13 protein-coding genes and 1 pseudogene are annotated in these 23,018 nt (G+C 73.4%); 5 read left to right on the forward strand and 9 right to left on the reverse strand.

What is annotated here, in order from left to right:
• The first annotated feature begins 107 nt into the window (after positions 1-107).
• The gene (locus AWQ68_RS11330; protein ID WP_066938858.1) at positions 108-1,601 is read left to right on the forward strand and encodes an alpha/beta hydrolase family protein; all 1,494 of its coding nucleotides are present in this window, start codon (positions 108-110) and stop codon (positions 1,599-1,601) included.
• Here AWQ68_RS11330 and AWQ68_RS11335 read toward each other — a convergent pair.
• Positions 1,571-2,575: an alpha/beta hydrolase gene (locus AWQ68_RS11335; RefSeq protein WP_066938860.1), complete on the reverse strand. Its 1,005-nt coding sequence runs from the start codon at positions 2,573-2,575 to the stop codon at positions 1,571-1,573. The genes AWQ68_RS11330 and AWQ68_RS11335 overlap by 31 nt on opposite strands.
• Positions 2,576-2,843: 268 nt before the next feature.
• Here AWQ68_RS11335 and AWQ68_RS11340 point away from each other — a divergent pair, with 268 nt between their 5' ends.
• The gene (locus AWQ68_RS11340) at positions 2,844-4,280 is read left to right on the forward strand and encodes an LCP family protein (protein ID WP_066938862.1); all 1,437 of its coding nucleotides are present in this window, start codon (positions 2,844-2,846) and stop codon (positions 4,278-4,280) included.
• A gap of 246 nt (positions 4,281-4,526) precedes the next feature.
• Positions 4,527-4,649: pseudogene (locus tag AWQ68_RS46110) on the forward strand (AbfB domain-containing protein); the annotation flags it as partial.
• A 108-nt stretch (positions 4,650-4,757) separates the two neighbouring features.
• Here the strand turns inward: AWQ68_RS46110 and AWQ68_RS11345 are convergent.
• The 7 genes from AWQ68_RS11345 to AWQ68_RS11375 all read right to left on the reverse strand — a co-directional run bounded on the left by AWQ68_RS11345 (position 4,758) and on the right by AWQ68_RS11375 (position 15,218).
• Complete coding sequence (locus tag AWQ68_RS11345) at positions 4,758-5,807, reverse strand: enolase C-terminal domain-like protein (protein ID WP_066938865.1); 1,050 nt, start codon at positions 5,805-5,807, stop codon at positions 4,758-4,760.
• Between the two features lie 16 nt (positions 5,808-5,823).
• Positions 5,824-7,254: an MFS transporter gene (locus tag AWQ68_RS11350; protein WP_245655865.1), complete on the reverse strand. Its 1,431-nt coding sequence runs from the start codon at positions 7,252-7,254 to the stop codon at positions 5,824-5,826.
• A gap of 50 nt (positions 7,255-7,304) precedes the next feature.
• Complete coding sequence (locus tag AWQ68_RS11355) at positions 7,305-8,468, reverse strand: VWA domain-containing protein (RefSeq protein WP_066938869.1); 1,164 nt, start codon at positions 8,466-8,468, stop codon at positions 7,305-7,307.
• The gene (locus AWQ68_RS11360; RefSeq protein WP_066938871.1) at positions 8,468-11,047 is read right to left on the reverse strand and encodes a DUF5682 family protein; all 2,580 of its coding nucleotides are present in this window, start codon (positions 11,045-11,047) and stop codon (positions 8,468-8,470) included. Before AWQ68_RS11360 ends, AWQ68_RS11355 begins: the two co-directional genes overlap by 1 nt.
• A gap of 12 nt (positions 11,048-11,059) precedes the next feature.
• Entirely contained in the window at positions 11,060-12,136 is a 1,077-nt protein-coding gene (locus AWQ68_RS11365) for an ATP-binding protein (protein ID WP_066938874.1), read from the reverse strand.
• Positions 12,133-13,731: a DUF5691 domain-containing protein gene (locus AWQ68_RS11370; RefSeq protein ID WP_174554098.1), complete on the reverse strand. Its 1,599-nt coding sequence runs from the start codon at positions 13,729-13,731 to the stop codon at positions 12,133-12,135. The genes AWQ68_RS11365 and AWQ68_RS11370 overlap by 4 nt, the downstream gene beginning before the upstream one ends.
• A 104-nt stretch (positions 13,732-13,835) precedes the next feature.
• Complete coding sequence (locus AWQ68_RS11375; protein ID WP_066939460.1) at positions 13,836-15,218, reverse strand: SWIM zinc finger family protein; 1,383 nt, start codon at positions 15,216-15,218, stop codon at positions 13,836-13,838.
• A gap of 162 nt (positions 15,219-15,380) precedes the next feature.
• Between AWQ68_RS11375 and AWQ68_RS45680 the strand changes: the two genes are divergently transcribed.
• Together AWQ68_RS45680 and AWQ68_RS11385 are read left to right on the forward strand one after the other, a co-directional pair.
• Positions 15,381-18,299, forward strand: a complete 2,919-nt coding sequence (locus AWQ68_RS45680; protein WP_281217617.1) for a helix-turn-helix transcriptional regulator — start codon at positions 15,381-15,383, stop codon at positions 18,297-18,299.
• An 83-nt stretch (positions 18,300-18,382) separates the two neighbouring features.
• On the forward strand, positions 18,383-19,888 hold the full coding sequence (locus AWQ68_RS11385) for an aldehyde dehydrogenase family protein (RefSeq protein ID WP_066938882.1): 1,506 nt from the start codon (positions 18,383-18,385) through the stop codon (positions 19,886-19,888).
• A gap of 63 nt (positions 19,889-19,951) precedes the next feature.
• On the opposite strand, the gene AWQ68_RS11390 is transcribed toward AWQ68_RS11385, so the two are convergent.
• Positions 19,952-23,008: an AAA family ATPase gene (locus AWQ68_RS11390; RefSeq protein WP_066938884.1), complete on the reverse strand. Its 3,057-nt coding sequence runs from the start codon at positions 23,006-23,008 to the stop codon at positions 19,952-19,954.
• Positions 23,009-23,018: the final 10 nt, after the last annotated feature.

A 23,018-nucleotide genomic window follows, 5' to 3' on the forward strand; every position in this document is an offset into this window, starting at 1 on the left:
GTTCGCACCTCAGGTAAATCACGTGATGACTTAGCCTGGCGATCAGTGGGCAAAGGTAAAAAGCAGGGCGCGGCTGCGTAAGGTTCCGTCATTCGGGGAGCGGTGTCATGAACATCGGCCGAGGAACGCTGGCCGCGACCGCCACCGTGGTGGCGGTCGCGCTCGCCATGGTCGGGTACGTGCTCTCACCTCCGTCGTTCGACCCGGCGCCGCTGCGCGCGTCCGAGGAGTTCCACTCGCTTCCGGCCCAGCCGGTCGCCGAGTCCCAACCGATTCCGGCGGAGTACGCGTTCTCCACGGAAAAGGTCAGCGTGCAGGCGGAGGGAGAGGTGCTGACGGCCACGATCCGGGCGCCCCTCTCCCCGGGGCGGCATCCCGCGATGGTGTTCGTCCAGGGCTCGGGGTCGGGCACCGGCAGCGAGTTCACCTCCCAGGCGAGGTGGCTGGCCGAGCGCGGCATCGTGACCGTCGCGTACGACAAGCGCACGGTGGGGTACTCGTTCCGCGACCGTGACTTCGGGCTGCTGGCCGACGACGCGCTGCGGATGATCGAGCTCCTGCGGGCCAGGCCGGACGTCGATCTGGCGCGCACCGGGCTGTGGGGCGTCAGCGAGGGCGGCTGGGTGGTGCCCATCGCGGCGGCCCGCAGCGCCGACGTGCGATACATGGTGCTGGTGTCCTCGCCGAACGTCTCGCCGCTCCGGCAGGTCGCCTGGGCGCTGAACGAGCAGCTCCTGCGACTGCACGCGCCGACGGGCGCGCGTGACCTGCTGACCCGCGCGATGGGCGGCGTCGGCTTCGACTTCCTCCGCTACGACGGCGTCCCGGCGCTGTCGAAGGTGCGGCAGCCGGTCCTCGCGCTGTACGGAACCATGGACCCCTCGATCCCGTTCGTCGCGAGCACCCAGACCCTCACCTCGGCGCTCCGCGCGGCCGGCAACGACGACTACACGATCCGGTTCCTCGCCGGGGCCGACCACGCGATGCGGATCAACGGCGGACGGTTCGTCTCCGACTACCTGCCGACACTCGCGAACTGGATCAAGGGCCTTCCCGGCACCGCCGGGCAGAAGCCGCCGATCGCGGGCGCGACGCCGGTCCAGCGGTTCGAGGCCAGCGACGTCCCCGCGGCCCCCTGGTACGGCGGCACGACCTTCCTGTGGCTCACGATCTGCCTGGCCGCCGTCGGCTACGTCACGGCCCCGGTCACCGAGATGGTCGTCCGGCTCCGCGGGCGCGACCTGAGGCTGGCCACCAACGCGCACGCCTGGGCCGGGATCCGGCGCAGGATCAGGCGGATGGCCTGGACCGGGCTCGGCATGCTGGCCGCGGTCCTCGCGTTCATCACGCTGATCGTGCTGTTCTCGGTGAACCAGGCCGGGGCCTGGCCCGCGGTGCAGTCCGGGTGGCTGGTCGTGCGGCTGCTGATCGTGCTGATGCTCGCCCAGGAGGTCTCCACGGTCGCGGCCGTGATCGGCGCCCTGCGCGACGGGTGGGAGCCCACCCGCTGGCAGTCGTTCACGCTGGCGTGCGTGCTCGGCGGCACCGGGCTGCTGCTGCTCACCGCCGCCTACTTCGGGCTGTTCGCGTTCCCCTGGTGACCGTTCTCCCGGACGACGCCTCCCGCGCGCTCGGGCGGGCACGCGTAGGCGAGCCAGCGGTCGATCTCGGCCAACGCCCGCTCGCGCACCGGCGCGGGTGACAGCAGCAGGTCGTGCATCCCTCCCGGGATCCGCAGGCACGTGACGTGCGGCCCGATCCTGGTGGACCATCGGGCGATGTGCTCGGGGTCGAGCACGACGTCGGCCGCGTGCGCGTCGGGGACGAAGTCCCGCACCCGCAGGCTGCGGTCGGAGCAGAGCACCAGCACCGGGACGTCGACGCGGAGCCCGGCCCGCAGCCGCCGGTGCGCCCGCCGGATCGCCGCCAGCCACACCGCGTGGACCGGAAAGCCGCCCAGCGGCTTCCACTCCAGGTCGTAGTCCCACTCGCCGCTGTGGTCGCGGTGCAGGCTCGCGCCGTACGCGGTGGCGGCGCCGAGGGGCAGCACGGTCGTCGCGGGGAGCCTGGCCAGGATGCCGCCGAGCGCGTCGGCGGCGCCCCTGAGCGGGGCGGGCACGTTGAGGTCGAAGAACGGGCTGTTGAGGACGAGGGCGTCCACGAGACCGCGGCCGCGCACCCGGTCGGCCCACACGGCGGCGATCAGGCCGCCGGTCGAGTGGGCGCTGATCACCACCTCGTCGTGGTCGGCCCGGATGATCCGAACGGCCTCGTCGATCTCGGGGAAGTGTTCCGTGACGCTGCCGACCAGGCCCCTGGTCTGGTGGGGCAACAGGGAGCGGCCGTACTTGCGCAGGTCGAGCGCGTAGAAGCCGACGCCCTGGGCGGCGAAGTGGTCAGCCACGTGCGTCTGGAAGAAATAGTCCGTGAAGCCGTGGATGTGCAGGACGGCCCGGCGGGCCCCGGGCACGCGGCGCCGTACGAGCGTGGCGACGACCTCGCCCTCGGCGTCGTGGCCCATGGGCAGAACGAGGGCCTCGTAGTCCGTGCCGAGGATGTCGGGGAGGGGGGTCATCGCGACTCCACGGGTCGCGGTGGGACACCGGATCTCTCCGGCTGCAAACCTGGGTAACGCTCCCGGTCCGTGCGGGCGTGATCCGCATTGACCAGGTCAAATACCCGTATCGACTCGCCACGGCGCGCGGGGGCTCCCCCGCGACGACGCGCCGCCGGAGTCAGTGTGATCACGGCCGCATTCCCGGCCGCGCGGTTCTCGATCCCGTCGAAAGCCATGAGCCGAACTTTATTCAGTTCTGTGCGGATACGTCCCTTGGGGTGAGCACGTGCCCTTCGCCCGTCCGATATTTGACCGCGTCCGTGAGCAGGAGCAGCCGAGAACGCCCGTCGGCGCGGCGGCGCTGATCGGCTGGACGGCGCTGTCCGTCGTACTGCCCGGGGCGGCGCATCTGCGCGCCGGATGGAAGCGCACCGGATACGCGCTGCTCGGCGCGTACGCGGTGGTCCTGGCCGTCGTGGGAGCGGTCGCGGTGAACGCGGACGCGCACCTGGCAGGCCGGGCCCTCAACTGGCTCGGCCTGATCACCTTCGTCACCGCGGCCGCCGGGGTCGCCTGGTTCGCCCTGGTGATCCACTCGTTCGTGGTGCTGCGGCCGCAGGGCCTCCCCAGGGCGGCGCAGATCGCCACCGGCGTGGTCGCGGGGACGCTGTCGGTCGCGGTCGCGCTTCCGTTCGCGATGGCCGCGCAGTTCGTTTCGGAGTCCGAGCGGACCATCGACAAGATTTTCGCCGCGCCCGCGGGGCCGCTGTTCCCCGTCGTGCCCGGCGGACGGCTCGCCGCCAGCGACCCCTGGGGCGGCCGTGACCGGATCAACGTGCTGCTCCTCGGCGGCGACTGGGGCAACGACCGCACCGGCATGCGCACCGACAGCGTCAACGTGGCGAGCGTGGACGTCCACACCGGCAACACCGTGCTGCTCGGCCTGCCGAGGAACCTGGAGCACGTGCCGTTCCCGCCGGGCAGCCCCATGGCGCGCCGGTTCCCGACGGGGTTCACGCTGCCGGAGTCGCGCCCCGGCTGGCGCGATGACCTCCTGTTCGGCGTCTGGCAGTACGCCGAGGACCACCCGGAGCTCTTCGGCGGGCGTCGGCACATGGGCGCCGAGACGCTGAAGCAGACCGTCGGCTACATCCTGGGCCTCCGGATCGACTGGTACACCCTGGTCAACATCTGGGGCTTCGCGAAGATCATCGACGCTCTCGGCGGCCTCGTCCTGACCGTGGACAGCGACATCGTGTACGGGAAGTACAACGAGGGCCTGATCCCGGCGGGCACGCGCAGGCTGAGCGGCGCCGACGCGCTGTGGTTCGCGCGGTCGCGCACCAACACCGACGACTACACCCGGATGCGCCGCCAGCGGTGCGTCTACAGCGCCCTGCTCAACCAGGCCAACCCGGCGACCGTGCTCTCCCGGTTCACCCAGATCGCCGCGGCGACCCGGAAGATACTCCGCACCGACATCCCGCGATCGATGCTGGAGGAGCTCGTCCCGCTGGCCGTGAAGGCCAAGAACGCCCGCGTCACCAGCGTGCAGTTCATGCCGCCGCTGATCAGCACGAGCGCTCCCGACTGGGCGCAGATCCGGCTCCTCACCGCCAACGCGATCCAGAAGTCCTCCGCTCCCAAGCGACGGGGTGCCAAGCGCGCGCCGGTGACTCCGGGTGCGCCGAGCCCGATCGGCGAAGGGTGCACCGCCGTCTGACCGCCCCGCTTCAGGCCCGTCTCGGGCTCGGTCTCCGGGCCCGATCTCCGGGCCCATGAGGGGATGTCATCATGGGGTGTCACCCGATGGGCCGGTTCACTTTCCCCTGGACGGTCTCCTGACACGGCATCCGCGGTGAGAGGCGGGGCCGGCACGCTGGTCTTGATCGAGTCCGAGCACAGGGTGGACGGGTTGCCCCGACCGAAGGCGGCGGCGGCCGATCCACTGGAGCCTTGAGGCTCGGCGCTGTTCGACAAGGACGCCACGTTCTGCGCCCAGCCTTCGTCGTTCGGTTCCACCGGGGCGACGCTCACCTCGTACGACCTCACCGGTGACGACATCCGGCACCACCAGGAAGCGGTCCACGTCGCGATCCCCGGCGCAGGTCTACGGCAGCGCCGCCCGCGGGACCTGGGCTTCGTGACGGCGAGCGATTCCTTCCGCAGCAGAACTGTGCGGGTGCAGCAAGCGAACCCTTCAGACGCGGAAGGTGTCCTTGGCCATGCGGCGGACCTTCTCCTCGTCGATCGTGTGCCCGAGGCCCGGCTGGGTGAGCGGCACCGCGACGACCCCGCCGGACGCGCCGACCGGCGGCGTGACGATCTGGGCGCTGCGCGGCGGCTCCGCGACGTCGCTCGGCAGCGTGCACCCGGGCAGGCTCGCCACCGCCACCGTGGCCGCCCGGGCCAGGCCGACCCCGAGCCCGCCCGCGCAGGTGACCTCCCATCCAGCGGCCACCGCCGTGTCGTGCGCGAGCCGTACGGCGGACAGGGAGCCGAACCGCGCGGGGCGCAGCAGCAGCGCCCGGCCCGCCCGCGCGGCCACCGCCTCGTCCAGTTCCTCGACCGAACGCGCCTCGACGACGACGGCCGCGGAGACGCGCTCCTGCAGGTCGGCGCTCGCCGCCAGATCGGAGAACGGCCGCTCGATCGCCACCAGCCCGTACGCGTCGAGCGCCTCGAGCTGGGAGATCTCGGTGTACGCGCGGTGCCCGTCGACGGCGATGGCCAGGCCGGGATAGGCGGCGCGGACCGCGCGCAGCGGCTCGACGTCCCATCCGGGGTGGACGTCCATCGTCACGTGGGCGTATCCGGCGCAGACGTGCCGGTTGACCCGGGCCACCATGCTTTCGAGCGAGCGCTCCGCGCCCAGCCGCACGGTCGCCATCAGGGAGGTACGGCTGCCGCCGAGGGCGTGGGACAGCGGGACGCCCTTCATCCGGGCCCACAGGTCCCAGCAGGCCATGTCGGCTGCCGAGCCTCCGGGAACGCGGCCCAGCTCCGAGGGGTGCTCCCAGTCGACGCCGATCAGGGCGGCGGGCAGGGACTCCTCCAGGGAGGCCCACAGCTTCTCGTGCCCGTCCTCCAGATCGTCGGGCCGCTCGCCGGGCAGCGCGGCCGGGGGCCGGACGACCTCTCCCCAGCCGACCATCCCGCCGTAGTCGGTGATCCTCACCAGGATGCTCTCTGGCCGCCTGCCGTAGGGCAGGGTCAGCCTGAAGAGTTCGAGCTCCCGGACACGCGGCAAGTGACAACCCCCTCCGTTAGACCTCCATGGTGCCCGCTGCGCGGGGGTGCTCGAAACGTCCGGAGGAGACGGCCGCGACGCCGACCATGAGGGCGAGCAGGCCGAAGCACACCACGTAGCTGGCCACCGACCGATGAGCGGCGGTGGAGATCGCCCCGGTCACCGCGACGGCGACGACGGAGTAGACCGACTCGCCGATGGCGAGCGAGGCGCTGTTGGCCCCCTTCTCGGCGGGCGACGACAGCTCCAGGATCAGCACGGACAGCGTCGGATACGTCAGGCCCATGCCGAGCCCGCCCACGCACCATCCGAGGAACCCGACGAGCACCGGCACCGACGGGAACACCATCAGCGCAGTCAGCAGGATCGCCGTCGCGATCAGGGTGGTGCCCGTACGCAGGATCAACCGGCGGTCGCGCGGCTTGCGTCCCTGGATCCACGAGCCGGTGGACCAGAAGAGCGCGCCGCCGGTGAGCGCGAGGCCGGCCTCCGTCGGGCTCAGGCCGCGACCGGTGGTGAGCAGGAGCGGCACGAACACCTCGGCCGCGAAGAACGCGCCCGCCGCGAGGCCGCGGAGAGCGACCACGGCGGGGACGCCGCGCGCCACCCGCAACGTCCCCTTGGGCAGCAGCCGGGGCAGGGCGACCGCGAGGACGGCGACCCCGGTGATCAGGAGCGGCATCGCCCCGGAGCCGCTGCCGTACTGCATGAGCGCGGCTCCGGTGGCCACGACCACACCCCAGACCAGCTTGATCGCGAACTTCCGCGTCCCCGTTCCGGCGGCCTCGGCATCCCCGACGGCCGCGGCCCCGGAGTCGTCGCCGAGGTCAGGGCCGACGGCGGCCGACGTGGTCCGCGTACGACGGTGATCCGCCAGCCCGCGCCACAGGAAGACCGCCGCGGGGGCGGCGAGCAGCGGCACCCCCAGGAAGACCCAGCGCCAGCCCACGTGCTCCACGACCACGCCCGTGATGGCCGGGCCCACCAGTGACGGCACCACCCACGCCGCCGACAGCAGGGAGAACACCCTGGGATGCATCTCGGCGGGATAGACCCGGTCGATCAGCACGTACAGCGCGACGGAGAACATGCCGCCGCCGAGCCCCTGCAGGAACCGTCCGGCGACGAAGACCTCCATGTTCTGGGCGGTCCCGGCGAGAAGCAGGCCGCCGCCGAAACCGACCAGGCCGGTCCACAGCGGCGCCAGCGGGCCGCGCGTGTCGCTCCACCTCCCGCCGACCAGAGTCGCCATCACGCTGGCGACCAGGCTCGCGTTGAAGGCCAGGCCGTACAGCGCCATGCCGTCGAGTCGTTCGGCGACGACGGGCATCGCGGTGGCGACCGCGAGGTACTCGAACGCGATCAGCATGATGATCGCCACCATGCCGATGCCGAGAGCCCTGTAACGCTGCGAGAAGACCGGCGGTGCCGTCATTACCGAATTCACGTCACGGACGTTACAGACGGCCGTATCGTGTCCGAAATCGGCCATTGGACCTAGGCCATATTGCGTTCGACGGAGATGTTGCGCTCGACCCACTGCCCGATGTCCCGGCGCTCGATGGCGGCGGCCATCATGCCGGGGAACGCGTCCGGCGTGCAGGCGAACGCGGGCACCCCGAGCGCCGCGAGCGCCGCCGCGTTCTCGCGGTCGTAGGACGGCGCGCCCTCGTCCGACAGGGCCAGCAGCACGATCACCTGGACGCCGGCCGCCGTCATCGCGGCGACCCGGCGCAGCATCTCCTCGCGGACGCCACCCTCATAGAGGTCGCTGATCAAAATGAAGATCGAGTCCGTCGGCCTGGTGATCAGGCCCTGGCCGTAGGCGATCGCCCGGTTGATGTCGGTGCCACCGCCGAGCTGGGTGCCGAACAGCAGCTCGACCGGGTCGTGCAGCCGGTCGGTCAGGTCCACCACGGCGGTGTCGAACACGACGAGGCTGGTCCGCAGCGACCTCATCGACGCGAGGACCGCGCCGAAGACGCTGGAGTAGACGACCGACGCGGCCATCGACCCGCTCTGGTCGATGCACAGGACCACCTCGCGCTGGACGGCCTGCTGCCTGCGGGCGTACCCGACCAGCCGGGACGGCACGACCGTGTTCCGCTCGGGCAGGTAGTTCTTCAGGTTCGCCCGGATCGTGCGGTCCCAGTCGATGTCGGCCACCCGCCGCGGCCGGTGCGTACGCGCCGACCGGTCGAGCGCTCCGGTGACGGCCGCCCTGGTCCGCTGCGCGAGCTTGGCCTCCAGCTCCGCCACGACCTTGCGCACCACCGCGCGGGCCGACTCGCGCGCCTTCTCCGGCATGACCCGGCTCAGCGAGAGCAGGGTGCCGACCAGGTGGACGTCGGGCTCGACCGCCTCCAGCATCTCGGGCTCCAGCAGGAGGCGGCTGAGGTCGAGCCGTTCGATGGCGTCCTTCTGCATCACCTGCACGACCGTCGAAGGGAAGTAGGCGCGGATGTCGCCCAGCCAGCGCGCCACCCGGGGCGCGGACGCCCCGAGCCCCGCACCGCGCTCGCGCCCGGTCGTTCCCGTTCCGGCGTCGTACAGCGCGGCCAGCGCCGCGTCCATACCCGCGTCGGCGCCGCCGAGCGCGCAGCCCGTGCCGTCCGCGTCACCGCCGAGGACCAGCCGCCAGCGGCGCAACCGCTCCTCCATCACGCCCTCCCCAGGATTTCCAGCACGGTACGGACGGCCGGCGCCGCCCGCTCGTCATCGTGATCCGCCCCGGCGCCCGCTCCCCCGCCGTCGCGTACGACGGACGGGCCGGACCTGACCCGCTCGCCGATCGCACGGCGCTCGGGCGCGTCGAAGGCGCCGAACGTGCGCCGCAGCAGCGGGAGCACATCCACGAACGCCTCCGGGGACAGCCCGGTCAGCCAGCCGTCCACCGCCGCGAGCAACCGGGGGTCGTGGACGAGCAGCAGGCCGCCACCCGACAGGAAGCCCTCCACCCAGGCGGCGGCCCGCGCGGGCGGGTGGCCGAGGGACATCGCCCTGGACATCCGTACCTGGACGTCGTCCGCCATCCGCGCGTCGAACAGGATGCGTACCAGGCGGCCCTCGATCACGCCGGGCAGGTCGCTCCGGTCCGCCACGCCGCGCAGGGTCGCGAGCCAGCGGTCGCGCGGCGCCTGACCGGCCTCCGGGCGGCCCTTCTCTCCCGGTTCGGCGCCCCGGTCATCCTCTCCCGGCCCGCCGAGGCCGCCCTCCGGCCGGGCGCGATCGCCGCCATGTGCCTCGCCGTCCTGGTCGCCAGCCACCTCGGCTTGGCCGTCCGGCCGGCTGTGACCGCTGCCACCCGCTCCGGCATCCTGGTCACGCACAGTTTCGGCACCGTTGTCCGACTCGCCGTGGTCGCCATCACCCGTTCCGGCGTTCGGCTCGTCGTGGTCGGTTTGTCGCGGTGTGTCGTCCAGCAGGGCCACGGCGGCGTGGACGGCGTCGATCTGGGCGACGAGCTGCCGGGCCGGTTCGTCGTCCAACCCGGTGACCGCGGACGGCAGCCCGGCGCAGACGCGCGTCAGCAGCGAGTCCACGATCGCGGCCAGCCCGGTGGAGGGCGTGCCGCGCACGTCGCCGTACCGCTGGGCCCGGATTAGCGCGGGAAGCGCCGCCATCAGGTGCCCGACGTCGCTGTCCAGCGCCGCCCGGTCCCCGATCGCCCGCAGCACGTACGGCAGCGCCTCCGGCAGGTCGGCGAGCAGGCACCGTTCGACCAGGGCGGTCAGGTCGGCGAGCGGCGCCTCCGGGTAGGCGGCCAGCTCGCGCACCCGGGCGGTGGCCGCCGCCTCGACGGTGATCCCCCAGACCGCCGCCTCGATCAGGGCGACGTCGAACTCGGGCCGCCATTCCAGCGTCCACGACTCCTTGAACGTGCCCTTCCCCCTGCTGTCGCGCGGTTCGCCCCACGGGACTCCGATCAGCCGCAGCCGGTGCAGCAGCCGACTGCGATCGAGGTCGAGCGCCTTGCGGAGGTCGAGGTCGTGGTCCCGGCCGAGCGCCTCCGGCTTGAGCCGTACACGCCGCTGCTCCTCCCGCAGGTGCCGCTGCAACGGCACCATCGGGGTCGAGTCGGGCACCCGGCCGAGCCGCTCTCCGAGCACCATGCGGCGCCGCACCAGCTCCGCGGGCAACTCGTCCCCCTCGCACAGGACCGCCCTGACCGCCTCGCTCACCTCGTTCAGACCGGCGAGCGGCCGGTCCCGCAGCGTGGCCAGGCTCTGCGCGAGCCGTACGGCCTCGATGACGTGCGCGGACGAGACGGGCAGGTCCTCCTCGCGGAGCACCTCGGCCGCCCGCGCCAGCCACCGCTCGACCGGCCGGTCCGGCGCGGTGAACAGGTGGTGGTACCACCCCGGGGAGGTGACGCCCGCGCCGTAACCGCTCCAGGCGGCGAGCCGGCCGTGCGTCCAGGGCACCCAGGTCGTCTCGACCCGGGCCTTGGGCATGCCTCTGAGCAGCCGGTCGTCGTCCGACGCCCGCGAGGGCGCCGCCAGCGCGGGGACGTGCCAGGCCCCGCACACGACCGCGATCTCGCGGAAGCCGTCCTTGACCGCCTGCCGGAGCGACCTGCGCATGTACGCCTCGCGGCGGGCCTCGTGCGGATCGGGCGTGTACCCCTCGCGCACAGCGGCCATGGCCTCCGCGATCGCCTCGAAGACCGTCTCGGGCCCGGCCGCGCCGCCCGTCCCGGTCTCGCCCCGCCGCCCACCCGGATGCCCGGTACGCGGCCCGCTCGGGCGCTCGCCGCCGTTCCCCATCGGGTGGTCCGCCGGATGGTCGATCGGATGGTCGAGCCGGTGCTCGACGGCGTCCTCCCACCACCGCTCCGGATCGTCGTAGCCCGCCGCCTCGGCCAGCGCCCCGATCGGATCGACCCGGACGGCCCGCTCCTCCTCGGGGGCCCCTCCCTCACCGGCGGCGAGGGAGTGCGCCGCGGGCAGGTCGCAGAACCGCACCTCCACGCCGGCCTCGACGGCGTAGCGGATCGCCTGCCACTCCGGCGAGAACACGGCGAACGGCCAGAACGCCGCCTTCGCCCGATCGCCCGGCACGTACGCGAGCAGCGCGACGGGCGGCTCCATGCCGGGGTCGGCGGCGAGCGGCACCAGCGCGTCCGCCTCCGGCGGTCCCTCGATGAGCACGACGTCCGGCTTCAACCGCTCCAGGGCGGAGCGCACGGCGCGGGCGGAGCCCGGACCGTGGTGCCGGACGCCCAGAATCGTGGTCGTCACCCCATCACCCGCTCAGACCACATCGCGGCAGGCCCGGTAGAAGTCACGCCAGTCCTCGCGCTCGCGGACGACGGCCTCCAGGTATTCCCGCCAGACCACCCGGTCGGACACCGGGTCCTGGACGACCGCGCCGACGATCCCGGCCGCCACGTCGGAGGGGCGCAGCACCCCGTCGCCGAAGTGCGCGGCGAGGGCGAGGCCGCTGGTCACGACCGAGATCGCCTCGGCCGTGCTGAGCGTGCCGCTCGGCGACTTGACCTTGGTGCGGCCGTCGATGGTCACGCCCGAACGCAGCTCGCGGAACACCGTGACGACCCGGCGGATCTCCTCCAGTCCGGCCGGGGTCTCGGGCAGCTCCAGAGAGCGGCCGAGCTGCGCGACGCGGCGGGAGACGATGTCCACCTCCTCCTCGGCGCTCGCGGGCACCGGCAGCACGACGGTGTTGAACCGCCTGCGCAGGGCGCTGGACAGCTCGTTCACCCCGCGGTCCCGGTCGTTGGCGGTCGCGATCACGTTGAACCCCTTGGCCGCCTGCACCTCCTCGTTCAGCTCGGGGATCGGAAGCGTCTTCTCCGAGAGGACGGTGATCAGCGCGTCCTGGACGTCGGACGGCATGCGGGTCAGCTCCTCCACCCGGGCCAGCCGCCCCTCGGCCATCGCCCGCATGACGGGGCTCGGGGTCAGCGCCTCCCGGGACGGGCCCTCGGCCAGCAGCCGGGCGTAGTTCCACCCGTAGCGGACGGCCTCCTCCGCGGTGCCCGCCGTGCCCTGCACGAGCAGGGTCGAGTCGCCGCAGACGGCGGCGGCCAGATGCTCGGAGAGCCAGGTCTTGGCCGTCCCCGGCACGCCGAGCAGCAGCAGCGCCCGGTCCGTGGCCAGGGTGGCGACCGCGACCTCGACGATCCTTCTCGGGCCGATGTACTTGGGCGTGATGACGCCTCCCGGGTGGTCGGGGTCACCGAGCAGGTAGGTCGTCACCGCCCAGGGCGAGAGCCGCCAGCCGGGCGGCCGCGGCCGATCGTCGTGCTTGGCCAGGATCGCCAGCTCGTCGGCGTACTGGTCTTCCGCGTGCGGGCGCAGAACCGTCACTTGTCCTCCTCGCCTAGCGGCCCGCCGGTCTCGCCGGCGGTGCCGTGTCCGTCGTCTGTCCGTCTCTTCTCAGGGGCGTCGCCCAGCAGCTCTCGCGCCATCTCGTGGCGGAACCGGAGCGTCGCGGTCACCTCGTGGACCTCGGGGAGGTCCGACAGCCGCGCCACCTGGCCGTGGGCCGACGCGTCGAACCGCTCGCCGGCCAGCCGCGCCAGCTCGCCCGCGTTCCACGGCTGGGCCGTCGCCACACCGGCGATCTTGTCCAGTACGGCCCTGGCCAAGGGCATGCCCCACGGCCGGGGGATGCCGCCGAGCATCATGATCATCTGGCCGTCCACCGGATGCCGCCGGACGTACTCCGCCGCGATCCGGGACTGCTCCGCCGGAGGCAGGATCGCGAGCAGGTCGGTCAGCGGCTCGACCTCGACCAGCGCCCGCGCCCATACGGCGTCGCGCTGGAGGATGGCCGCGCGGGTCCAGCCCATGCGGACCTCCCTGGCCCAGTCGCCCACCTCCATGGCCGTGATCTCGGCCGGAGAGAGCCCGAAGTGCTCCGGCCAGAAGGTGAGCGGCGTGTGCGCGACGACCTGCTGCAGCCACCAGCCCCGCTGCCCGCTCCCGGCGGGTGGCCGGGCCCGCACGCCGTCGCGCTCCATCCGGCTGTCGCACGCCTTGGGCGGCCGGGCTTGAAGCCGATCGCCGTCGCGGACGAGCAGGCGTCCCGCGCGCTCGGTCATCCGCGTCCCGAGCCGCGACTCCGGCAGGCGGGTGAGCAGGTCGGCGGCGGCCTGCCGCACCTCGCGGCGGCGGTCGTCGAGCGCCGCCTCGAGGAACGGCTCGTCGGCCATCGTCAGCCCGTCGGCGAGGATGCGGGTGAAGACCGCCCGGTCTTCGGGCGTCTCCTTGTCCCACCCCACCGCCAGTAGCTCCCTCGCCGCCTCGGGATCGCGGGCGCGGAGCGCGGCCAGGTGGGCCCTGCGGTCCCCGCTGGTGCCGAACTCCCACATCTCGGCGGCCCCGGCCCCGCCGGTCGGCTCGTCCCGCAGGTAGGACCAGGCGGAGTTGAGCCCGGCGAGCCACCGGCCACGTGTTCCGGTCAGCACCCCCAGGTGGACCCGGATCGACTGGTCCCTGGCTCCCAGGTCGAGCAGCTTCGGGATGAGCCGCGCCGGGACGCGCGCGCCCCTCTCCGCGGCGATCTCCAGCCACTCCGGCAGCAGGCGCCCCTGCTCTCCGGCGAGGATCCGCTCCAGCCGGACGGCCGCGGCACGGCCGACCAGTGGCCGGATCTCCTGCGGGGCGGGAGGCAGCGGCCGGCCCCTCTGCGGCCGCTGCCCCGCCCGTGCCCGGATCACCTGTACGGCCGCCTGCTCCAGCAGCTCGACCGGAGGCGCGACCGGCGTGTCCGCCCCGCCCGGCGGCCGGCCGCCCGGCACCGGTCGCCGGTCCGTGCCGACCAGCGCGGCCGACACGAGGTCCTCCCATGACGTCGTCCACGTCAGGTCGGGCATCGTGTGCCCGGGGACACCGCTCCCCTGGTCCTTCCGCGCCCGAACCCCGCCGGCCCGAGCCGATCGTTCTGGAACGTCCGACATGGATGGACCATCGTGCCTCCGGTCCCCCGGACCGGAGTCGGGAACGGCGTCCGCCGGGTTCCGCGTCGCCTCGGCGACGGAGCCGTCGCCGTCACGGGTCGCGATCACAGCACCACCACCTGGCCTTCCTCGTCCCACGTCTTCAGCGGCCACAGCCCCCGCGGCGTCCATTCGCAGGCGACCGTGACCGGATGGCCGCCCGACACCGCGAGCAGCCGCCACGGCGTGCCGACCGCCGGGTCGAGCCGCATCCCGCTCACCTCGGAACCGTCCTCGTCATCGGAGCCGGAGTCCTGGAGTCCGGGATCGGCGAGAAGCCAGCCGCCGTCGTTCGCCGGCACCACTCCCGAAAGGACGACGGGCCACGAGTCGGTCCAGGGGTCCTCGGCCAGCACACCCGCCAGCAGGCCGGGCGTCTCGGCGGCGCTCAGGCCGGGCGGCGGTCCGGCATGGAGCCCGCCGTGCCGCCGGGCCACCAGCGCCCGCAGCGGCGCGGCGCCCGGATAGAACGCCAGCTCCGCGTCGACCGTCGTCCCGTTGACCAGTGACGCGTCGAGCGCCTGCCCCACCGGGGCGAACGACAGCACGAGCGCGGCCCGCCCGGTCTCCCTGCCCCGCAGCCAGACGCGGCGGGCGACCAGCCGGTCCTGCTCCTCGTCCCGGCTGCCGATCACGTCCCACCGGTCCCGTACGGCGGGCGACGCGAGCACGTCCTCGCGCGCCACCGGGAACCCGACCCTGGATCGGACCGTCTCGCCGAGCGCGTGTGGCAGCCCGGCCGTGCGGCGGTGCGCCACGGCGAGCAGGTGGACCAGCGCGTACTCCCCGAGGAGGCGGCCGGGCCAGTCCTCGTCGCGCAGCACGCCGGACAGCCGGGTGAACGTGCCCGCCATCCCGGGGACCTGCGCGTCGACCATGCGTTTGGCGAGGGCGTCCCACTCGGCCGGGCCGGTGCGCCGGGCGTCGGCGATGCCCTGCGCGATCTGGTCGGCCAGCCACCGCTCCAGCTCGGACAGGCCCGCCGTGACCCGCTGCTCCCGCTGCGCCGAGCGCCGGTCCGGCGCGGCCCCGGTCTGCGGCTCGACGCCCTCCGGGGTGGCCGCCCGCGCCGCCTTCTCCTGCGCCGCGGCGAGCCGCGACGACTGCTTCTCGGCGCGGTCCCTGCGCTGGTCCATCCACTCGGCGGCCCAGTCGGCGGGCTCGTCCGCGGCCGGCACCCCGTCGGCCGACCAGAGCAGGAGCAGTCCCAGCGCGTGCTTGCAGGGGAACTTGCGGCTCGGGCAACTGCACCGGTACGCGGGCTCGGAGAGGTCCACGCACGCGCGGTACGGCTTGGACCCGCTGCCCTTGCACTCGCCCCACAGCACCTCGGGGGTCACCCCGTGGGCGGACCACTTCGCGGGCGAGCTCACGCCCGTGGCGCCCTTCTGCGACGCCGCGTCCGGTGCCAGGGCAAGCACCTGATCGCGGCTCCACCGTTCGATCACGCGCCGCACAGTAGCCAGCGCCCCCGACAAAACCGGGTCCCCGCGTCCCGCTCGCCTATCGTCCCAGGTCAGCGCGGCGACCAGGACTGATGGGACCTCACGGTCGCATACCCAGAGTTCCGACATAACGGAGGCTTCCGCCCAGCGTGTCATACTCGCGCCGTGACTCCGAGAACCGTACGAACCGCGCTCATGGGCCGTTCCGGCGAGCTCGGCCGGCTGCTGAGCGTGCTGGACGCGGCCGAGGGCGGGCTGGCCGGGGTCGCGCTGGTGGGCGGCGACGCGGGGATCGGCAAGACGCGCCTCGTCAACGAGGTCAGGGACCTCGCCGAGGAACGCGGGTTCACCGTGCTCGCCGGGCAGTGCGCGGAGCTCGGCGACGCCCTGCCGTACCTGCCGCTCGTGGACGCGCTGCGCGGGCTGGCCGAGCCGGACGCGTCCGGCGGCGACGCGCTCGCCGCCTGGCCCGCGCTGCGGCGGCTGCTTCCCGGCGCCGCCCCGGACGCCGCGGGCGCGGCGACGGGCGCGCTCGCCCAGCAGCAGCTCTTCGGCTCCGTGCTCGGTCTCCTGGCGTGCCTCGCGGAGCGCCGCCCGGTCCTGCTGGTGTTCGAGGACCTGCACTGGGCCGACCGCTCGACCCGCGACCTGCTGGTCTTCCTCACCCGGATGCTGCAGCGGGAGCGGGTCGCCCTGATCGGCACCTACCGGACCGACGACCTGCACCGCAGGCACCCGCTGCGCCCGGTCCTCGCCGAGTTGCAGCGCCTGCCGCTGGTCGGCACGATCGAGCTGCCCCCGCTCGGGGACGACGATCTGGCCCGCCATCTCGCCGACGTGGACGGGGCCTCCCGTCAGCCCGTCAGTGTGACGGACGACGTGATCGGCCAGGTCGTGGAGCGGGCCGGTGGCAACCCCTTCTTCGCCGAGGAGCTGCTCACCGCCGCCGCCACCTGTGGCGGCGTTCCCGGCAGCCTGTCCGACCTGCTGCTCTCCCGGGTCGAGGCGCTGTCCGACCAGGCGCGCCATGTCCTGCGGGTCGCGGCGGTGGCGGGCCACAGCGTCGACCACGACATGCTCGCGGACGCCGCCGGGCTCGGTGAGGTCGCGCTCGACGACGCGCTGCGCGAGATCGTCTCGCGCGGGCTGCTGACCGCGGGCAGGTACGGCTACGCGTTCCGGCACGCGCTGCTCCAGGAGACCGTGTACGACGACCTGCTCCCCGGCGAGCGGACCCGGCTGCACGGCGCCTTCGCCCGGCTGCTCGCCGCGCGCGGCGCCCCGGCCGCCGAGCTGGCCCACCACTACCAGGCGGGACACGACCTGCCCGGCGCGCTGCGCGCCTCGGTCGAGGCGGGCCGGATCGCCGCGGGCGTCGGCGCGCCCGCCGAGGCGCACCGGCACCTGGACCGGGCGCTGGAGATCTGGGAGCACGTGCCCGACGCCGAGCGGCTGACCGGCACGAGCGCCGTCCGTGTCGCCCTCTCCAGCGCCGCGGCGGCCGCGGACGCCGGGGAGTACCGCCGGGCGGTCGCCCAGATCCGGCGGCTGCTCCCGGCGCTCGGCGACCCGCTGCTGATCTCCGAGGCCAACGAGCGGCTCGCCTACTATCTGAGCGACTCCGATCTCGGCTCCGGCATGGTGGAGGCGGCCCGCGCGGCCGTGGACGCGCTGCCGGCGGACGAGCCGACCCCCTTGCTCGCCCGCGCGCTCGCGACGCACGCCCGGACCATGTTCACCACCTCCGCCACCGCCGTACGCGACCTGGCGACGCGGGCGCTCGACGTGGCTCGGGCGGTGGGGGCGCGCGACGCCGAGGTCAGCGCGCTGATCTCGCTGGCGATCGTGGAGGAGGCGACGGGCACGATCGAGCGGGTGGTGGAACTGCTCGACCTGGCCGCCGCGACGGGGTCGGACGACCTGTCGGTCCACCTGCGCGCCACCTTCCACACGGCCCGGGTGCGCTACGAGCACGGCGAGCTCGAGGCCGCCGCGCGCCTGGCGGGCGCCGGCAACGAGCTGGCCGCCCGCAGCGGCCTCACCTGGAGCACGTACGGCACGGACCTGCGCTTCCTCAGCTTCCTCATCCGGTACGCGGCCGGCGACTGGGACGAGGCCGAGCGGATCGCGGCCGGGTTCGGCGTGCGCGTCGGCACGCTCGCCGCGGCGCACCTGTCCTCGTTCGCGCTCTTCATCGAGGTCGGGCGGGGCAGCGACGCGGCCGACGAGCGGCTGTCGTGGCTGCGGCCGTTCTGGCGGCCGGACGAGCGCGGCGGCGCGGCCGACTCCCTGGTGACCTACATGGCGGGCGGGCTCGCCGCCGAGCAGGCGCTCTGGCGCGGCGATCCGGAGACGGCGCTGCGCCACGTGACGGCGGTGACGGACGCGCTCGACCCCTTCGACCCGGGACTGATCCGGATCTGCGCGACCGGCCTGTGGGCGCTGGCGGAGGGCGCGGCGCCGGACGACGCGCACGAGCGCGCCGACGACCTGATCGAGCGGGCGCGGTGGGCCGCCGCGAACGGCCCGTACGGCCCGCGCGAGGAGCTGGGTCCCGAGGGCGTCGCCTGGCTGCGGCGCGCCGAGGCCGAGTGGCACCGCGTCCGGGGGACGGCGGAGCCGCGCGTGTGGCGGGAGGCCGCGGAGGCCTTCGGGTTCGGGTTCGTCTACGAGGAGGCGCGGTGCCGGTGGCGGCTCGCCGAGTCGCTGCTGGACGCGGGCGAGCGCGAGGCCGCACGGGCCGAGTGGTCCCACGCCGTGGAGACGGCCGAGCGGCTCGCCGCCGCCCCGCTGCGTGAGGCGCTGGAGACGCTGGGCCGGCGGGCCGGGTTCACCGAGCCGTCACGGCCGGCCGCCGCCGACGCCGACGCAGAAGGCGGCCTCGAGGCGTTGACGGCCCGCGAGCGCGAGGTGCTCGAACACGTGGCGGCCGGCCTGTCCAACCGCGAGATCGGCTCTCTGCTGTACATCTCGCAGAAGACCGTGAGCGTGCACGTGTCCAACATCCTGGCCAAGCTCGGCGTGGCGAGCCGCACCCAGGCGGCGGCCGTCGCGCACGGGCGCCGGGCTGCCGCCGGAGGGTGATGCGCCACACCGCCGATCGGCGCTTCACCCCGTCGCGCCCGCTTGTAACAATGCGACGGTAGCCCCGAAAGAGGAGGTCAACGGTGACCCGCCAGATCGCTTCCGTCATCGGTGGAAAGAACGAGCCCACCGGCTCTCCCTACACGTCCACGAACCCGGCCCGGCCGTCCGAGGTCGTGGCCGCCGTCCCGCTCGCCGACGCGGCGACGTTCGCCCGCGCCTGCCGCAGCGCGGCCGACGCGCAGAAGGAATGGTCCCGGGTGCCCGCCCCGGTGCGCGGCCGGGTGATCGCCTCCGTCGGCCGGCTGGTCGAGGCGAACACCGAGGCGCTGGCCCACCTCGTGACCGAGGAGATCGGCAAACCGTACGCCGAGGCGCTGGGCGAGGTCCGCGAGATCGTGGACACCTGCGACTTCTTCCTGGGCGAGGGGCGCCGCTTGTACGGGCAGACCGTGCCGTCGGAGATGCCGGACAAGAACCTGTTCACCTTCCGGGTCCCGGTGGGCGTCGCCGCGGTGATCACCGCGGGGAACTTCCCGGTGGCCGTCCCCTCGTGGTACCTGGTGCCCGCGCTGCTGTGCGGTAACGCCGTGGTGTGGAAGCCCGCCGAGTACGCGGCGGCGTCCGCGCACGCGCTGTACCGGCTGTTCGCGGCCGCCGGCCTGCCGGACGGCGTGCTGAACGTCGTCTTCGCCGACGGTGCCGCCACGTATGAGGGGCTGGACCTGGCGCTGTCCGAGGGCACCGTGCAGAAGGTGGGCTTCACCGGGTCCAGCGCGGTCGGCCGGAGCGTCGGCGAGCTGTGCGGACGTCACCTGCAGTCGCCCTGCCTGGAGCTCGGCGGCAAGAACCCGATGGTCGTCATGCCGGACGCCGACCTCGACCTCGCGGTCGAGGGGGCGCTGTTCTCCGGCTTCGGCACGGCCGGCCAGCGCTGCACCTCGCTCGGCACGGTCATCGTCCATCGCGACGTCCACGACGCGTTCGTGCGGGCGTACGTCCAGGCGGTGCAGGCGGCGAAGATCGGCGACCCGAACGGCGACGTGCTCTACGGGCCGCTGCTCGACCGCAAGTTCGCCGAGCGGTACGAGGAGTACCTGACCTGGATCGAGCCGCACCACAGGGTGCTGCCCGGGCCGACGGGGCGGATGGAGGGCGAGGGCCTCTTCTACCACCCGGTGATCGTGGACGGCGTGCGCCCGGACGACCGGCTCTTCCTTGAGGAGACGTTCGGCCCGATCGTCGGCGTGGCCACGTTCGAAACGCTCGACGAGGCGATCGAGCTGGCCAACCGGCCGGGCTACGGGCTGTCGTCGTCGATCTACACCACCGACCCGAAGGCCGCGTTCCGGTTCCGCGAGGGCGTCTCGGCGGGCATGGTCAGCGTCAACAACTCGACGTCGGGCGCCGAGGCGCACCTGCCGTTCGGTGGGAACGGCAAGTCCGGCAACGGCAGCCGGCAGAGCGGCGTGTGGGTGCTCGATCAGTTCACCCGCTGGCAGGCGATGAACTGGGACTACTCCGGCCGCCTGCAGAAGGCGCAGATGGACGTCGCCGACATCACCCCCGACCTGGCCTTCCGCCTCTGATCCCGGCGCGGCCCCGGACTCCTTCCGCGGAGTCCGGGGCCGTCCCGGCATGCGGCCGGGACGTCAGGGCGTGGCGTCGGGACCGTGGCGGCCGTCGTATCCGAGCACCCGCATCGCGATCTCCGGGTCCATGGCGGCCGCGAGCAACTGGGCGCGTTCGGCCGCCCGGTCCCTCGCCTCCTCCGCCCGCCTGCGGGCGGCCTGCTGGGCGCGCACCACCGCGACGGCGGCCACGATCAGGCCGACGACGCCGAGGAGTACGAGGAACAGGATCAGCGCGGTCCCCGACGGGACGCCTTCGGCTCTGTCCTCCGTCGCCACGGCGGCGCCGCCCTGCAGGAAGAAGGCCACGCCGAGCAGCGTGAGCACGACGAGCGCGATGACGCCGCCGATGAGCGCCCACAGCAGGCCGTGTGCCCCGCCGCGTCCCTGCCCGGCCGGATGGGCGGCGGGACTGGAGCCGTTCCAGTACGGAAAGTCCGGAATATCCCCGTAGCCGGCGCCATGACCGTTCACCGGCGTCGAAACCGGCACCGCGGCCGGCATCGCGGGAGGCACCACGGCCGGCACGCCGGGCGATGTCTCCTGAGGTTCGTACGACTGCTCGCCCCACGGAGGCGCGAAGGTCGGCGCGCCCGGCATCCCCGACATATCAGGATCCGACGGTCCCGGCGAGTACGGCCGGGCGGCCGCGAGGACGGCCGAGGGCTGCAGCTCCGGCATCAGATCCGGCGAGGGCAGGTCCACCTGGACGGCGCTGTGACTGCGGTGGGCCTCCGCCGCGGCCGCATGGTACGCCTCGATCTCCTCGTAGAACTCGTCCGAGCCGTAGACGGTGCCGTCCACGAGCGGCCCGCGGGTCCGCTCGATCACCGCGACCACGTCGTCGCCGTTCAGCGTCTTGTGGTGCTCCAGGGCGTGCGCGACGCTGAGCACCTCGCGCCGGTTCTCGCGCAGCAGCGCGGCGGTCTTCTCCAGGAGCTGGTTGAGGTTGAACTCGATCCGCTCCGGGAGCATGTCGGGTGTGAGCTCCTTCCCCTGCGACCGCGGCGTGCCGGTGAAGCCGATCCCGCCGCCCTGGCCCGGGGCCTTCTGCGCCCGTCCCTCCCTGATGCCGAGGTCCTGCAGGGCGGGCAGCGACGCGACGCCGACGCCCATGCCCCAGTGCGCCTCCATCAGCCCGGTCAGCAGCGTCGCCGACTGGAGGTCGCTGGAGACGCCCGAGGAGTTGTCCTCGCCGAAGAACATCCGCTCGCCCGCGAGCGAGGCGAGAGAGACCATGATGTCCGCCTCGTACTCGGACTTCCAGCGGGTGAACTGGTCCTCCGGCTTGATGCTGGACACCATGCCCAGATAGTCGGCGCCCTTCTCGATCGTGGCGAGGTCGATCTCCAGGTGGTGCCGCGTGCGGTACGCGACGACGGCGTGGCACGCCTCGTGCACGGCCACCGCGTGCCGTTCCCGCTCGATGTACTCCACGTCCTCCGGGGGGCCGAGCTGCTTGAGCCGCTTGGCCCGCATCACGTCGGACCAGGTGATCATGTCCCTGCCGTCCCTGATCGCGGTGATCAGCGACTCGTTGACCAGGTCCTTGATCGTCGCGCCGGTGGCGTACGGAGTGATCGTGGCCAGCTTGTCGATCTGCTCGTCGGTCAGCTCGTGCCGCACCTTGCCGAAGTAGCCCTGGTAGGTGCGGATCCGGCCGTCCTTGGAGGGGTAGCCGACCTTGTAGATGCGGTCGATGCGGCCGGGGCGCAGCAGCGCCTCGTCCAGCGCCTCCGGCAGGTTGGTCGCCATCATGATCAGGATCCGGTACTTCGGCGGCGGCTTGGGGCGCATCCCGAGCAGCCGCCGCACGTACCGGTTGACGAAACCGCGCGGCTTCTTCAGGCCGGAGATCTCGGTGAGCAGCGCCTGCAGCGTGCCCATGCCGCCACCGCCGCCCATGCCCGCGCCGTACACGAGGCGGCTGACGAAGGCGCCGGTCCTGGACCTGGGGGCGTCCGCCGCGGCCCGCTCCCGGCCGCCGCCGAGCGCGCCGCGGCCGAGCAGCCACCGGGTCTCCTGGTCCAGGTAGGCGAAGCCGTTGCATCCCGCGTTCTCGAAGGGCGCGGGAGCGGTCCGGCCCCACCCCCCGCCGGGGCCGCCCTGCGCGAGCGCGCCGCGGTTGCCGAGGGAGTCGGCCTCGTCGAAGAAGACGATGACGCCGCCGTAGCGGAGCGCCAGCTTGCGCAGCTTGCGGAACAGCGACTTCACCTTCAGCACGCCGACGCCGAAGAACATGTTGATGAACGCGCCGGGGTCCACGAAGACGTACGGCTTGCCGGTCGAGCCGGCGACCGCCTCGGCCATGAGGGTCTTGCCGGTGCCCGGAGGGCCCCACAGCAGGATGCCGCTCGGCACGTACCCGCCCCGGGCCTCGATCTCGTCGGGTCGTTCGAGGAAGACGATGTTCTCCTTGACCCGCTCGACCACGTGGTCCTGGCCCCACACGTCGGAGAACCGCGTCTTGATGTCGTCGGGGAAGTAGACGTCCACGCCGCCGCGCGACAGGAACCAGAAGATCGCGGCGAACTGGCCGACGGCGAGCAGCATGTAGAGGACAACCTGCAGGACCGTCGGGAGGTACCCGATCGCCTGCGCCGGAGCCTGGATCAGCGCCTCGAGGGGCGAGACGTCCCCCAGCCTGCCCAGCACGACGGCGACGACCCCGATCCAGATCGCCCACTTCACCGCGCGGGCCAGCCGGTAGCGGGTCCAGTCGCCGAACCGGCGGCGGGTCCACCGGTTCCACCCGCCGAAGACCTTCTCCGTCCAGAACCGGTGGTACGCCGCGGAGCGCTCGCTGATCAGGAAGTGAAGTTGCCTGACCGCCTCCAGCCCGGCCAGCCACAGGATCCAGGCGGACTCGCGGGCGGTGACGGCGATCGCCTCCGGGACCGTGATGATCTCGCGGAAGGCGCCGACGGTGTTCAGGACGAGGACGCCGAACAGGACCGCCAGCAGCAGCAGGAACTTCACCCGGTCCCACAGCGGGAGCCGCTTCCTGGTGAGCGGGTCGCGGTCGACGGGGCCCGAGCCGGGTTCGCGCAGCCCCTCGGGCCGATGTGCCGTGTTCATCTGAGGGGCT

The organism is Microtetraspora fusca, assembly GCF_001570365.1.
Taxonomy (GTDB): domain Bacteria; phylum Actinomycetota; class Actinomycetes; order Streptosporangiales; family Streptosporangiaceae; genus Microtetraspora; species Microtetraspora fusca.

Excerpts from the sequence above, each read along its gene's own strand:
- AWQ68_RS11330 (WP_066938858.1), top strand. The coding sequence starts at position 108 with ATGAACATCGGCCGAGGAACGCTGGCCGCGACCGCCACCGTGGTGGCG.
- AWQ68_RS11335 (WP_066938860.1), bottom strand. The coding sequence starts at position 2,575 with ATGACCCCCCTCCCCGACATCCTCGGCACGGACTACGAGGCCCTCGTT.
- AWQ68_RS11355 (WP_066938869.1), bottom strand. The coding sequence starts at position 8,468 with ATGGAGGAGCGGTTGCGCCGCTGGCGGCTGGTCCTCGGCGGTGACGCG.
- AWQ68_RS11370 (WP_174554098.1), bottom strand. The coding sequence starts at position 13,731 with ATGTCGGACGTTCCAGAACGATCGGCTCGGGCCGGCGGGGTTCGGGCG.
- AWQ68_RS11390 (WP_066938884.1), bottom strand. The coding sequence starts at position 23,008 with ATGAACACGGCACATCGGCCCGAGGGGCTGCGCGAACCCGGCTCGGGC.